Genomic DNA, 12737 nt, shown 5'->3' on the forward strand with positions numbered 1-12737 from the left:
CTGGGCCGCGGGCGCGGCCTCCGCCGCCGCCACCGCCGTCGCCAGGCCGATCGCCGCCGCCTGCGCCGCGTCGATCGCCGCGCCATCCAGCAGCAGGCGCCGCGCCACGCCCGCCCCGACCAGCCCGGCCAGCCGCCCGGTGCCCAGCACCAGGCCGAAGCCGGGGCCGGGGAAGGCGAAGCTGGCGCCATCCAGCGCCAGGCGATGATCGCAGGCGGCGAAGAGATCCGCCCCCGCCCCCATCACCCGCCCGCCGGCCAGCGCCAGGGTGGCGATGGGCAGGGCGTGCAACTTCTGCAGCAGCAGTTCGATCCGGAGGATGCGCAGCGCCAGGTCGCCCTCGCTCGCCGTGTCGAAATCCGCCAGGTCGAAGCCGGTGCAGAAATGCCGGCCGCGGCCGCGCAGCACCACAAGCCGGGCGCCGCCCGCCACCGCCGCATCCAGCGCGGCCTCCAGCCCCGCCACCAGCGCCGCATCCAGCGCATTGCCGCGCGCCGGCCGGTCCAGCCAGATCGTGGTGGTCTCCCCGGGCTCAACCACCAGCCCCGCCATGTCAGCCACGCCAGGGATTCGGCAGCACGGTGTTGGCATAGCCGCTGACGAAGCCCTTCGGCGCCAGGGTCGCGGCGTCGAAGACATGCCGCGCGACGGCGCCGATATTGGCGCCATAGACATGGATGCTGATGGAGGTGCGGTCATCGAAGGCGTTGGCGACGCGGTGGATGTCGCCGATGCGGGGGGAGACGGCGTCCACCATCCCCGCCTCCAGCCGCTCCGTCGCATGCGGGGTGGCGGTGCCGGGGGCGAACAGCTCCGCCACCTCCGCCCCGCGCAGCACGCCGATCAGGCCCCAGACCGTGTGGTCGTGGATCGGCGTGCGCTGGCCCGGCCCCCAGACGAAGCTGACGACGCTGAAGCGCTGCAGCGGGTCGCAATGCAGCAGGTACTGCATGTAGTGCTCGGGGTGCGGCTGGGCGAAGCGGTCCGGCAGCCAGTCATCCACCGCCACCAGCCCGCCCAGCAGCGCGCCGCCCTCGGCGAGCAGGCGCGGCTCATCCGTCCCCGCCGCCTCCACGAGTCGCGTCATCCCGGCGATGAAGCCGCGCAGGCGGGCGGCGCCTTGGGGGGTGGGCGAGGTTTCGGACATCCTTCGGCTCCTCGGGTCGTGCGGCCGGCCCGGCACGTGCCGCATTGTGGAACGCCGTGCCGCATGGTAGCGCAGAGCAGGCTGAACCCGGGACGGCCGCGTGGCAAGCCCTGGCCGATTCCAGGACCACCATGCCCGATTCTTCTCCCGACCCCGCCGGCCCCGACAAATCCTTCGCCAAGGGCCTGGCCCTGCTCCGCGCGCTGGCGCTCAGCCCGCAGCCGCGCGGGGTCAGCGAACTGGCGCGGGAGCAGGGGCTGACGAAGAGCAACGCCTTCCGCCTGTTGCAGACGCTGGTCGCCGCCGGCTTCGTCCGCCGCCACGCCGCCGGCAGCTACGAGGCCGGCCTGCTGTTGTGGGAGTTGGGGGCGGCCGTCGCCGGGCGGCTCGATCTTCGCCGGATCGCCGCGCCGCACCTGGCCGGGCTGGCCCAGGCGACGGAGGAAAGCGTGCACCTTTCGGTGCTGGAGGGGACGGAGGTGCTGTACCTGGACAAGGTGGAGGGGCCGCACCCGGTCCGCGCCTACAGCCGCATCGGTGGCCGCGCCCCGGCGCATGGCGTGGCCACCGGCAAGGCGCTGCTGGCCTGGCGCGATCCGGCCCCGGCGCCCGCCTCGCCGCCTCCCCTGGAACGCTTCACGCCACAGACCATCACCGACCCCGCGGCGCTGGCGGCGGCGCTTGCCCAGGTCCGGGCGGAGGGCTGGGCCATGAACCAGGGCGAGTGGCGGGAGGGGGTGGCCGGCCTGGCGGCGCCGATCCGCGACGCCACCGGCGCCGTGGTGGCCGCCATCGGCATTTCCGGCCCGGCCGAACGGCTGCGGCCGCGCCGGATGCGGGCGATGGCGCCGCTGGTGGTGCAGGCCGCCGCCGCCATCTCCCGCCAGCTGGGTGCGCCGGCGGGGCTGGATTGACCGGCCCGGGGTGGCCGCGGCGGACCGATCGCCGGTAGGCTTGGCCACCCCGTAACCTCTGCCGGGGCGCTCACGAAGCTCGAAGCGACCCCATCTTTGGCGGGGCGTGCCACCGGGGAGAGTGCATGGAATCGATCTACTGGGTCATGGCCTGGGCCTGCCACCGCAAGTGCCGGCACTGCTACGAGGACCGCTTCCGCCCCTATGTGCGTCAGAATCTGGAAGCCGTGGTGGCGGAGGCGGAGCGCAACACCCCCCGCGTGCTGGCGAACCTGCCGCCGCGGATGACCTACCTCGACCGCGACGACCCGGCGCCGGACGGCACGCTGCCGGAGAAGACCGGCCGCATCATCCTCTCGGGCGGCGAGGCGCTGCTGGACCCGGTGCGGGAACGCGTGACCTACAAGGTGATCGAGGGGCTGGTGGCGCGCTACCGCGGTGCCGGCGGCGTGAAGATCGTGGTGCAGACCACGGGCGACCTGCTGCGGCCGGACATCGTGCGGGACCTGCTGGACCGCGGCGTCTGGATGATCTCGGTGGCCGGGGTGGACGATTTCCATGTCGGCCTGGAAGGCGAGGCGAAGCAGGCCGAATTCAAGGCGGTGCTGACCGCGATGATGGAGGCGGAGGGCATGCGCGCCGCCGGCGTCGCCAGCACCCACCGCAAATGGTTCGAGGAGGAGGGACCGCTGTTCTCCTTCTTCGGCGCCACGCCGGATGCCTGGATCGGCAAGCTCTGGCCGCGCGGCCGGGCCTGGCAGAACGGCCTGTCCACCGCGACGATAGAGGATAATTTCTGCAACCGCTGGTCCGGCGGGCTGGGTTTCCTGAACCATGGGGTGAACGGGTCCGAGGTCTCGATCGAGCCCGATGGCAGCGTCTATCCCTGCTGCATCAAGACCAGGCTGCCGCTGGGCAACCTGGCGGAGGAAAGGCTGCTGGACATCCTGGACAGCCTGTCGGAGGACCCGGTCTACCAGGCGATCAATGCCGGAAAGCCGGAGCGCATGGGCCTGGCCGATGGCTGGTCCGAGGCGATGTTCCGGGAAAAGTCGCAGACCCTGGACCCGAAGGGCCGGCCCTACGCCAATCTGTGCATCGGCTGCGACCGCTTCCATGAGGAGGTGCTCGGCGCGCGCATCGAGGCTGCCCGCGCCCGCCGCCTGGCCGTGACCGCCTGACCGGAAGGCCCGCCATGACCCAGCCCACCCGCCGCGCCCTGCTGGGCGCCGCCAGCCTGGCCCTGGCCGCCCCGGCCTGGGCGCAGACCCCGGGCCACGCGCTGCTGGCGGCCGACTGGCCGGCGGTGCAGCGCGAAGCGCGCGGCCAGACCGTGTTCCTCAACGCCTGGGGCGGCGACGACCGCACCAATGCCTTCCTCGCCTGGGCCGGCGGCCGGGTGCAGGCGCTGCACGGGGTGGCCATGCGCCATGTCCGCCTGCGCGACACGGCGGAGGCGGTGGCCCGCGTGGTGGCGGAAAAGGCGGCCGGAAGAACCCAGGGCGGCAGCGTCGACCTCATCTGGATCAACGGGCCGAACTTCCTCGCCATGAAGGAACAGGGGCTGCATTTCGGTCCCTTCCTGGACCGGCTGCCGAATGCCCGCTTCATCGATCGCCTGGGCAAGCCCTCCACCATCGTCGACTTCACCGTGCCGGTGGAGGGGCTGGCCGCCCCCTGGCGGATGGCGCAGGTGGCCTTCATCGCCGACTCCGCGCGGGTGCCGCAGCCGCCGCGCAGCATGGCGGCGCTGCTGGACTGGGCGCGCGCCAACCCCGGCCGCACCACCCATCCGCAGGTGCGCAACTTCATGGGCGTCACCTTCCTGAAGCAGGCGCTGCATGAGTTGGCGCCGGACAAGGCGGCGCTGCTGCGCCCGGCCTGCGACGCCACGCTGCGGCCGGCCGCCGATGCGCTCTGGGCCTGGTACGACCAGCTGCGGCCGCATCTGTGGCGCGGCGGGCGGGCCTTCCCGGCCAATGGGCCGGCACAGCGGCCGCTGATGCTGGACGGGGAGCTGGACATCTATATCAGCTTCAACCCGGCGGAGGCGGCGGTGGCCATCGCCAACGGACAGCTGCCGGAGACCGCCCGGCCCTTCGTGCTGGCGGGCGGCACCCTGGGCAACACCAGCTTCGTCTCCATCCCCTTCAACGCTGCCCATGCCGCCGGCGCCATGCTGGTGGCGGATTTCCTGCTTTCGGCGGAGGCGCAGGCGCAGGCCGCGGACCCCCGCGTGCTGGGCAGCCCCACCGTGCTGGACCTGGCGGCGCTGCCGCCCGAAGGCCGCGCCCGCTTCGCCGCCCTGCCCGCCGGCCCCGCCATCCTGCCGCCCGAGGCGCTGGGCCGGCCGCTGCAGGAGCCGCATCCGAGTTGGATGACGCGCCTGACAGCGGAGTGGGAGGATCGCTACGGCCGCTAGCCAGGTGATGCGCGCGGCCCCCTGGCTGACCGCCACGCTGTTCCTGGGCCCGCTGGCGGCCGGGCTGGCGGGCACGCTGCTGCCCGCCTTCGGCTACCTGCCGGCCCTGGGCGGCGATTCGCTGTCGCTCGATCCCTGGCGCGCGCTGCTGGCCGCACCCGGCCTGGCGCGGTCGGTGATGCTGACGCTCGGCAGCGGGCTGGCGGCCACGCTGGTCGCCCTGCTGCTGGTGCTGGGCTTCTGCGCCGTGACGCAGGGCAGCGCCTGGGCGCGGCGGGCGCAGGCGGCGCTGGCGCCGGTGCTGGCGACGCCACATGCGGCGCTGGCCATCGGCTTCGCCTTCCTGGTCGCCCCCTCCGGCTGGCTGGCGCGCCTCGCCTCTCCCTGGGCGACGGGCTGGGACCGCCCGCCGGACCTGCCGATCCCGGGCGACCCCTGGGGGCTGGCGCTGGTACTGGGGCTGGTGCTGAAGGAGGTGCCCTACCTGCTGCTGATGGCCTTCGCGGCGCTCGGCCAGGTGCCGGCGAGCGCCAGCCTGCGCGCCGCCGCGGCGCTGGGCCACCGGCCGGTTCCGGCCTGGTTCAAGCTGGTGCTGCCGCAGATCTACCCGCAGCTGCGCCTGCCCATTTGCGCCGTGCTGGCCTTCTCGCTGTCCGTCGTCGATGTGGCGCTGATCCTCGGCCCGGGCACGCCGCCGACGCTGGCGGTGCTGGTGCTGCGCTGGTTCGGCGACCGCGACCTGGCGCTGTGGTTCCCCGCCGCCGCCGGGGCGGTGCTGCTGCTGGGGCTGGTGCTGGGCGCCATCCTGGCCTGGCGGCTGGGGGAGAGGGCGGTGGCCGCGCTGGGCCGGCGCTGGATCGCCACCGGGCATCGTGGCGGGCAGGCGCTGCTGCTGCGCGCCCTGGCGCCGGCCGCCCTTGGCCTGCTGCTGGCGGCCAGCCTGGCCGGGCTGGCGGCGCTGATCGCCTGGTCCCTCGCCGGTCCATGGCGGTTTCCGGAGGCGCTGCCCGCAGGCTGGACCCTGCGGGTCTGGCGGGCGCAATCGGCCGAGATCGCCGGGCCAGCGCGGGCGACGCTGCTGGTGGCGGTGCTGTCCACGCTGGCGGCGCTGGGGCTGGTGCTGGCCTGGCTGGAATCCGGCGCGGGGCGGCGGCTGCGGGCGCTGGTCTGGCTGCCGCTGCTGCTGCCGCAACTCGCCTTCCTGTTCGGCTGGCAGGTGGCGCTGGTGCGGCTGGGGCTGGATGGCACGCTGGCGGCGGTGGTGTGGACGCATCTGCTGTTCGTGCTGCCCTATGTGCTGCTGTCCCTGGCCGATCCCTGGGCGGCGCTGGACCCGCGCTATGCCCGCAGCGCGGCGGCGCTGGGCGCCGGGCCCTGGCGGGTGTTCTGGGCGGTGAAGCTGCGGCTGCTGCTGCGGCCGCTGCTGGTGGCCGCGGCGGTGGGGTTCGCGGTTTCCGTCGGGCTGTACCTGCCCACGCTGTTCGCCGGCGCCGGCCGCATCACCACCCTGACGACGGAAGCGGTGACGCTGGCGGCCGGGGCGGATCGCCGGGTGCTCGGCGCCTATGCGGCGTTGCAGGCGGCGCTGCCGCTGCTGGCCTATGCGCTGGCCGCCGCCCTGCCCGCCTGGCTGCACCGCCATCGCCAGGGGATGCGGCCATGAGCCTGCGCATCGATGATCTGGTCATCACCCTGGGCGACCGCCCGCTGCTGGCGCTGCCGGCGCTGGCGGTGGCGCCGGGGGAGGTGGTGACGGTGATGGGGCCCTCGGGGGCCGGCAAATCCACCCTGCTCGCCTTCCTGTCCGGCACGCTGGATGCCGCCTTCCGGGCGCGCGGCCGGGTGTGGCTGGCGGGGGAGGACGTGACCAACCTGCCGCCGCATCGCCGGCGGATCGGCCTGCTGTTCCAGGACGACCTGCTGTTCCCGCATCTGAGCGTGGCGGAAAACCTGGCCTTCGGCCTGGCCCCCGGCCTGCGCGGCGCCGCCCGCCGCGCCCGCGTGGCGCAGGCGCTGGCGGAGGCGGAGCTGGCGGGGTTCGGCCCGCGCGACCCGGCGACGCTTTCGGGCGGCCAGCGCGCCCGGGTGGCGCTGCTGCGCACGCTGCTGGCGGCGCCGCGCGCCCTGCTGCTGGACGAGCCTTTCTCGAAGCTGGATGTCGCGCTGCGCGGCCGGGTGCGGGACTTCACCTTCGCCGCGGCCCGGCGCGAGGGGCTGCCCTGCCTGCTGGTGACCCACGACCCGGCGGATGCCGAGGCCGCGGGCGGGCGGGTGCTGGAACTCGGCCGGGGCTGACGGAGCCTTGGCGCATTTCCCGAGTCGCCTTGCGAAGCCGCAAGGCTTGGAAATGCTCTACTCCGGCGCATTTCCCGAGTCGCCTTGCGACGCCGCAAGGCTTGGAAATGCTCTACTCCAGCGCATTTCCCGAGTCGCCTTGCGAAGCCGCAAGGCTTGGAAATGCTTACTCCGGCGGCGCCAAGTCGAAGCGCGTCATCTCCTCCAGGCTCTCGCCGAACCATGCCTTCACGCCCGCGGTGTGACGGCCGATGGGGCGGGGAACGCCGTTCTCCACCACCATGGGCAGGTCATGGCCCGGGATCAGCAGGCAGCCGGGGCGGGTGCGGCAGATCTCCCACACCATTTCCACCGTCGCGCGGCTCACCGCCGCATCATAGGTCATGTCCGTCCGGCGCGTGGTCAGTTCCACCCGGTTCTTCACCGCATCCTGCAACAGCACGCAGTCCTGGCCGTCCCCCGCGATGATGAACAGCAGATGGCCGGGCGTGTGGCCGGGGGCGAGGTGGGCGGTGATGCCGGGCAGCACCTCCTCCCCCTCCTCCACCAGATGCAGCGTCGGCCAGGTGGACAGCGCCAGGATGGCGTGTTCCGGCACCGGCGTGGTGCCCCATTCCACGCCCAGCGCCCAGGCCAGCTCCTTGCGGCCGATGGCGATGCGGGCATGGCGGAACAGCGGCCAGTTCACCGCATGGTCGTGATGCGCGTGGCTCAGCAGCAGGTCGGTGACGTCCGCCGGCGTCACGCCATGCTGCGCCAGCGCCTCCACCAGCGTCTTCCGCTGGCCGAAGCCGCCGCCATCCAGCACCACGGTGCGACCATGGCCGCGCAGCAGCACGATGGTGCTCCAGCCGAGGCCGCCATGCTGCGTCGCCTTGCCGGGAAAGCCCGGCACCAGGATATCCAGCGTCCAGCCGCCGCCCTGCCATTGCATGTTCGGCCTCCCTTCAATCCAGCCGCACGCCGGAGGCCGCGACCACCGGCAGCCACAGCGCCAGCTGCTGGTCCCAGAAGCGCTGCAGTTCCGCGGTCGTGCTGCCGGCGGGCTCCGCCCCTGCCTCCCGCAGCCGCCGTGCGAGGTCCGGCTTGGCGACAGCGGTGCGGATGGCGCCTTCCAGCCGCGCGATCGCCGGCGCCGGGGTGCCGGAAGCGGCGAAGACGGCCATGATGTTCATGATCTCGAAATCGGAGAAACCCTGCTCGATGGCGGTCGGCACCTCCGGCAGCGCCGGGTTGCGTTCCCGCGCCAGCACCGCCAGCGCCCGGACATTGCCCGAGCGCACATGCGGCGCCTGGGAGGCGATGCCCTCCACCAGCCAGTCCACATTGCCGCCGATGAGGTCGGCGTAGACCAGCCCGGCGCCGCGATAGGGCACGTGCAGCGCCTGTGTGCCGCTGCGCAGGTTGAACAGATGGGCGCCGAGATGGTTGATGCTGCCGGCGCCGGCGCTGCCATAGGTCAGCCGGCCCGGTGCTTCCTTCATCACGCCGACGAATTCCTGCAGCGTGTTGGCGCGCACATGCTTGCCCACGGTCAGCACCATGGGCAGCGTCGCCACCAGGGAGACCGGCGTGAAGGCGGTGCGCGGATCCAGCCGCGGGTCGCGCATCAGCCCGGCGTTCAGCACCGCATTGGTGATGGTGAACAGCGCCACCGCATGGCCGTCCCGCGGTGCGGCCAGCAGCGCCTCCGCGCCGATGATGCCGGCGGCACCGCCGCGATTCTCCACCAGCACGGTGCGGCCGCCCAGCGCCTCCTGCATCCCGGGCGCCAGGATGCGGCCGACCACGTCGGTGGCGCCGCCGGGGGCGAAGGGCACGATGATGCGCACGCTCTGGCTGGGGAAATCCGGCTGGGCCAGGGCCGGCGCGGCCAGCCCCGCGGCGGCGAGGCTGCCCAGGGCACGACGGGTGATGTTCATTCTGTTGCCTCCCGGTTCTTGTGGTTGGCCCCTCAGGGCATCAGGCACGGCACGCCGGCCCGCTCGCAGACGCCGCGCAACTGCCGCGCCAGGCTTTCGGGAATGGGAATGCCCTCCGCCAGGCGGCGGGCGCGGCTGGCGACCTCCGGGTCGCCGGCCACCAGCACGGGTTTTTGCGGGTCCGCCGGCGGAGTCGCGCGCAGCACATCGATGGCGTCGTCGAGATCGGCCTCGAAGTCGCCGGGATCGCGGAAGGCGTCGGGGTCGATGGCCATGAAGAAATGGCCAAGATTGTCCGGATCCTCCGGCCGCTGCGTGCGGTTGCGGATCGGCGAGAAGCTGGCGCCGGACAGCACGCCGCCCAGGATATGCACCATCATCGCCAGGCCATAGCCCTTGTGGCTGGCCATGTCCGCCGTGCCGCCCAGCGGCGTCAGCCCGCCCTGGTGCGTCACCCGCAGCCGGTGCCAGGCCTCCGCCGCATCCGTCACCGGCTGGCCGGCCGCATCGAGCACCCAGCCGGCGGGCAGGGGCTTGCCCTGCAGGTCGTGCACCTTGACCTTGTTGCTGGCGCAGCTGCTGGTCGCCATGTCCAGCCGGAAGGGCTGGTTGCGCGCGGCGGGCGCGGCGAAGGCGATGGGGTTGGTGCCGAGCAGCGGGATGGAGCCGCGCGTCGGCACCACGGAGATGCTGCGCGTGGCGCTGGTGACCATGCCGACCAGCCCCTCCGCCGGGGCCAGCGCCGCGTAGTAGCCGGCGGCGCCGAAATGGTGGGAGTTGCGCACCGCGACCACGCCGACGCCGGCGGCCTTCGCCTTGGTCATCGCCAGCGTCATGCCGAACACCGCCGCCGGATGGCCGAGCCCGGCATCGGCGTCGACCAGCGCCGTCACCAGATTCTCCCGCAGGATGCGCGGCTCTGCGTGCAGGTTCAGCCGGCCCTTGCGGCGGCTTTCGTCGTAATCCATCAGCATGGAGATGCCGTGGCTGTCGACGCCGGCGAGATCGGTTTCGATCATCACCTCCGCCGTCACGCGCACCGTCTCCGCCGCCATGCCCCAGGCGGTGAGGATGGACGTGATCTGCTGCCGGCAGACCTCGGCGGGGACAAGATGCATGTCGCTCATTCCGGCTTCAGGCCGGCGATGTCGATGGCGCGGCGGGCCTTCGCCAATTCGCCCTGCAGGAAGCGGGCGAGGTGGTCCGTGGTCAGTTCCTCCGGCGTCGGCGGATTGACGCTGAAGGACAGCAGCCTTGCGCGGATCTCGGGGTCGTTCGCCGCCTCCCCGATCAGGGCCTGGAGACGGCGGAGGATCGGTGCCGGCGTGCCCACGGGGGCGAAGAGCCCGACGAAGGAGGCGGCGAGGAAATCCTTGTAGCCGGCCTCGATGAAGGTCGGCACGTCCGGCACCTGCGGCGAGCGCTGCGGCGCGGCGACGCCGAGGATGCGGCCGCGGCCATCGCGATGCAGGTCCAGCACGGTGGAGAGTTCGATCAGGATGCCGTCGACATTGCCGGCGACGAAGTCCGGCAGCGTGGCGCCGCCGCCGCGATAGGGCACATGCACCAGGTTGGCGCCGGTTTCCGCCTTGAACAGTTCCAGCGGCAGGTGGTTGGCGCCGCCGACGCCGGAGGTGCCGATGCTGACGCCGTTCGGCCGCGATTTCGAATAGGCCACCAGCTCCGGCAGCGTCCGCACCGGCATGGCGGGCTGCACGATGAGGACCATCGGCACCTGGCCGAACATGGCGACGAAGGTGAGGTCCGTGATCGGGTCGAAGCGCTTGTTCGCCATCAGCAGCGGGCTGTTGACGATGGAGCCCGGGCTGCCGATCAGCAGCGTGTAGCCATCGGCGCGGGCGCGGATGACGGCTTCCGTGCCGATGGCGCCCGCCGCGCCGCTGCGGTTCTCCACCACGATGGGCTGGCCGAGGCGGGGCGCGATGCGGTTGCCGTAGAGCCGGGCGAGCACATCCGTGTTGCCGCCGGCCGCGAAGGGCACGACGAAGCGGACCGGCCGGTCTGGCCAGTTCTCCTGCGCCGCGGCGCCGCGCGCGGCAAGCGTTGCCGCCGTGGCGCCCAGCAGCAGGCGCCGCCCGATGATCGGGTTCATGGATCCATCCTCCCTTGGCCTCATCCGCTCTCTGGCGGATTGAGGGATGTTCAGATCGCGTAGGGCGGGTAGCCCGAATTCTTCTGCTCCGCCTCCAGCCGCCGCAGCATCGCGTGCCATTCCAGGACGCCATAGGGGCGGCGCGCGCCCGGCTGGTACAGATGCGCGGTCTTGGCCAGCGTCGCCTCGTCCGGCACCAGCAGTTCGGTGCGCGAATTCATCGCATCCACCTGGGCGCGGCAGGACATCTCCAGCTGGTACATGGTGTTGAAGGCCTGCTGCAGCGTGGCGCCGCAGGTCAGCAGCCCATGGTTGCGGAAGATCAGCGCATCATGCGGGCCGAGATCGGCGACGATGCGCTCGCGCTCCGACAGATCGACGGCCGGGCCTTCATAGTCGTGGTAGCCAAGGTGGCCGACGAAGCGGATGGAGGTCTGGCTCAGCGGCAGCAGGCCGCATTTCATCGCGGCGACGGCCATGCCGGCACGGGTGTGGGTGTGGAGCACCGCCGCCACGTCCGGCCGCGCCTTGTGGATGGCGCCATGGATCACGTAGCCGGACTTGTTGATGCCGTAGTCCGTGTCCGGCTTCCAGAGGATGTTGCCCTCCACATCGATCTTCACGAGCGAGGTGGCGGTGATCTCCTTGTACAGCAGGCCGTACAGGTTGATCAGCAGGTGTTCCGTGCCGGGGATGCGCAGCGTGATGTGGTTGTAGATCAGGTCCGTCATGCCGTAGGCATCGACCAGCCGGTAGCAGGCGGCCAGCTCGCAGCGGGCCTTCCATTCCTCGGCGCTGACCTCGTCCCGGATCGAGGGCCAGTTCGTGTCGTAGCGCGGGGCCGCGATGTCCATCTTCGGGGTTTCCTCATCCAGCAGGCGCGGAATTCTTTCCCCATGCTCCCCCGACCGGCGGGGCACGTCCAATAGGAAGCTTTGGGCGGGGTATTGATGGCATCAATGCTCTGGCGGCAGCAGGCCTTCCTCGCGCAGCACCGCCCGCACATGCTGCACGAAGCGCGCGGCGGTGGAGGAATCCGGCGTGCCGCGCGGCCGCACCAGCACGGTGGCGAATTCCACCGGCGGGTCCAGCGGCCGCGCCACCAGCGTCGGGAAGGCCAGGCTGCGCAGCATCAGCGGCTCCACCAGCGCGATGCCGGCGCCGTGCTGCGCCAGCATGATCCCGGTGAGGGAGACGGTGACCTGCGCCACGATGGGCGGCGCGATGCCGGCCTCGGCCAGCGCGCGGTCCACATACAGGCGGAAGATGTTCTGCGGCAGGTAGGTGACGATCGGCTGGCCCGCCAGCGCCGCCAGCTTCACGCACGGCGCCCGCGCCAGCGGGTGGTCCGCCGGCAGCACCGCGGCGATGGAGCTGCGCACCAGCAATTCCGTCTCCACCTCCGTGCTGCCGACGGGCTCATGCACCACGCCGAGCTCCACCTCCCGGCTCGCCACCCGGTCCACCACCTGCGGCGAGGTGAGGGATTGCAGCGCGACGCGCAGGCCCGGCCGGCCGGAGAGGAAGGTGGCGACCGCCTTGGCCAGGTAGCCATTGGCGATGGGGAAGGCCGCGGCGATGGACAGCGTGCCGAGCCGCCCGCCGGCCAGATCCTGCGTCAGCCGCTCCACCGCCGCCAGGCGGCTGAACACCGCATCGATGTCCGGCAGCAGCGCCTGCGCTTCCGGCGTGGGTTGCAGGCGGCCGCCGATGCGGTTGAACAGGCGGAAGCGCAGCTGCGCCTCCAGGTGCTTCAGCACCGTGCTGACCGAGGGCTGCGTCACGTTCAGCAGCCGCGCCGCCCCGGTGACGGAGCCGGTGCGCATGATGGCGTGGAAGACCTCGAACTGCCGCAGATTCATGACAAACAGGCTAGGGCATAAAGTGGATTGATGGAAACCGGCCGAATCTGGGGCTGGACGGG

At 72.4% G+C, this 12737-nt stretch carries 13 protein-coding genes; 5 read left to right on the plus strand and 8 right to left on the minus strand.

What is annotated here, in order from left to right; all coding sequences use genetic code 11:
- Nucleotides 1–552 (minus strand): enoyl-CoA hydratase/isomerase family protein (locus HEQ75_RS21360; RefSeq protein WP_168034186.1); only part of this gene is annotated, 552 nt, incomplete at its 3' end.
- Between the two features lies 1 nt (nucleotide 553).
- Nucleotides 554–1147, minus strand: a complete 594-nt coding sequence (locus HEQ75_RS21365; RefSeq protein WP_168034150.1) for a cysteine dioxygenase family protein — start codon at nucleotides 1145–1147, stop codon at nucleotides 554–556.
- A gap of 131 nt (nucleotides 1148–1278) precedes the next feature.
- On the opposite strand from HEQ75_RS21365, the gene HEQ75_RS21370 reads away from it, so the two are divergent.
- The 5 genes from HEQ75_RS21370 to HEQ75_RS21390 all read left to right on the plus strand — a co-directional run bounded on the left by HEQ75_RS21370 (nucleotide 1279) and on the right by HEQ75_RS21390 (nucleotide 6778).
- Nucleotides 1279–2061: an IclR family transcriptional regulator gene (locus HEQ75_RS21370; RefSeq protein ID WP_168034151.1), complete on the plus strand. Its 783-nt coding sequence runs from the start codon at nucleotides 1279–1281 to the stop codon at nucleotides 2059–2061.
- Nucleotides 2062–2186: 125 nt separating this feature from the next.
- The gene (locus HEQ75_RS21375; RefSeq protein WP_168034152.1) at nucleotides 2187–3242 is read left to right on the plus strand and encodes a radical SAM/SPASM domain-containing protein; all 1056 of its coding nucleotides are present in this window, start codon (nucleotides 2187–2189) and stop codon (nucleotides 3240–3242) included.
- 14 nt (nucleotides 3243–3256) lie between these two features.
- On the plus strand, nucleotides 3257–4483 hold the full coding sequence (locus tag HEQ75_RS21380) for an ABC transporter substrate-binding protein (RefSeq protein ID WP_168034153.1): 1227 nt from the start codon (nucleotides 3257–3259) through the stop codon (nucleotides 4481–4483).
- Between the two features lie 7 nt (nucleotides 4484–4490).
- Nucleotides 4491–6146 (plus strand): ABC transporter permease, encoded by a 1656-nt coding sequence (locus HEQ75_RS21385; protein WP_168034154.1) that lies wholly within the window; start codon nucleotides 4491–4493, stop codon nucleotides 6144–6146.
- Nucleotides 6143–6778 (plus strand): ATP-binding cassette domain-containing protein, encoded by a 636-nt coding sequence (locus HEQ75_RS21390; protein ID WP_168034155.1) that lies wholly within the window; start codon nucleotides 6143–6145, stop codon nucleotides 6776–6778. The genes HEQ75_RS21385 and HEQ75_RS21390 overlap by 4 nt, the downstream gene beginning before the upstream one ends.
- A gap of 166 nt (nucleotides 6779–6944) precedes the next feature.
- Here HEQ75_RS21390 and HEQ75_RS21395 read toward each other — a convergent pair whose 3' ends face one another.
- The 6 genes from HEQ75_RS21395 to HEQ75_RS21420 form a co-directional block, all read right to left on the minus strand.
- On the minus strand, nucleotides 6945–7712 hold the full coding sequence (locus tag HEQ75_RS21395) for an MBL fold metallo-hydrolase (RefSeq protein ID WP_168034156.1): 768 nt from the start codon (nucleotides 7710–7712) through the stop codon (nucleotides 6945–6947).
- 13 nt (nucleotides 7713–7725) lie between these two features.
- Nucleotides 7726–8700, minus strand: a complete 975-nt coding sequence (locus HEQ75_RS21400; RefSeq protein WP_168034157.1) for a Bug family tripartite tricarboxylate transporter substrate binding protein — start codon at nucleotides 8698–8700, stop codon at nucleotides 7726–7728.
- Between the two features lie 32 nt (nucleotides 8701–8732).
- On the minus strand, nucleotides 8733–9827 hold the full coding sequence (locus tag HEQ75_RS21405) for an Ldh family oxidoreductase (RefSeq protein ID WP_168034158.1): 1095 nt from the start codon (nucleotides 9825–9827) through the stop codon (nucleotides 8733–8735).
- Complete coding sequence (locus HEQ75_RS21410; protein ID WP_168034159.1) at nucleotides 9824–10813, minus strand: Bug family tripartite tricarboxylate transporter substrate binding protein; 990 nt, start codon at nucleotides 10811–10813, stop codon at nucleotides 9824–9826. Before HEQ75_RS21410 ends, HEQ75_RS21405 begins: the two co-directional genes overlap by 4 nt.
- A gap of 50 nt (nucleotides 10814–10863) precedes the next feature.
- Nucleotides 10864–11667, minus strand: coding sequence for a class II aldolase/adducin family protein (locus HEQ75_RS21415; RefSeq protein WP_168034160.1), 804 nt, complete (start codon nucleotides 11665–11667; stop codon nucleotides 10864–10866).
- A 102-nt stretch (nucleotides 11668–11769) separates the two neighbouring features.
- Nucleotides 11770–12675, minus strand: a complete 906-nt coding sequence (locus HEQ75_RS21420) for a LysR family transcriptional regulator (RefSeq protein WP_168034161.1) — start codon at nucleotides 12673–12675, stop codon at nucleotides 11770–11772.
- Nucleotides 12676–12737 lie beyond the last annotated feature (62 nt).

This window comes from Falsiroseomonas selenitidurans (assembly GCF_012103215.1).
GTDB classification, from domain to species: domain Bacteria; phylum Pseudomonadota; class Alphaproteobacteria; order Acetobacterales; family Acetobacteraceae; genus Falsiroseomonas; species Falsiroseomonas selenitidurans.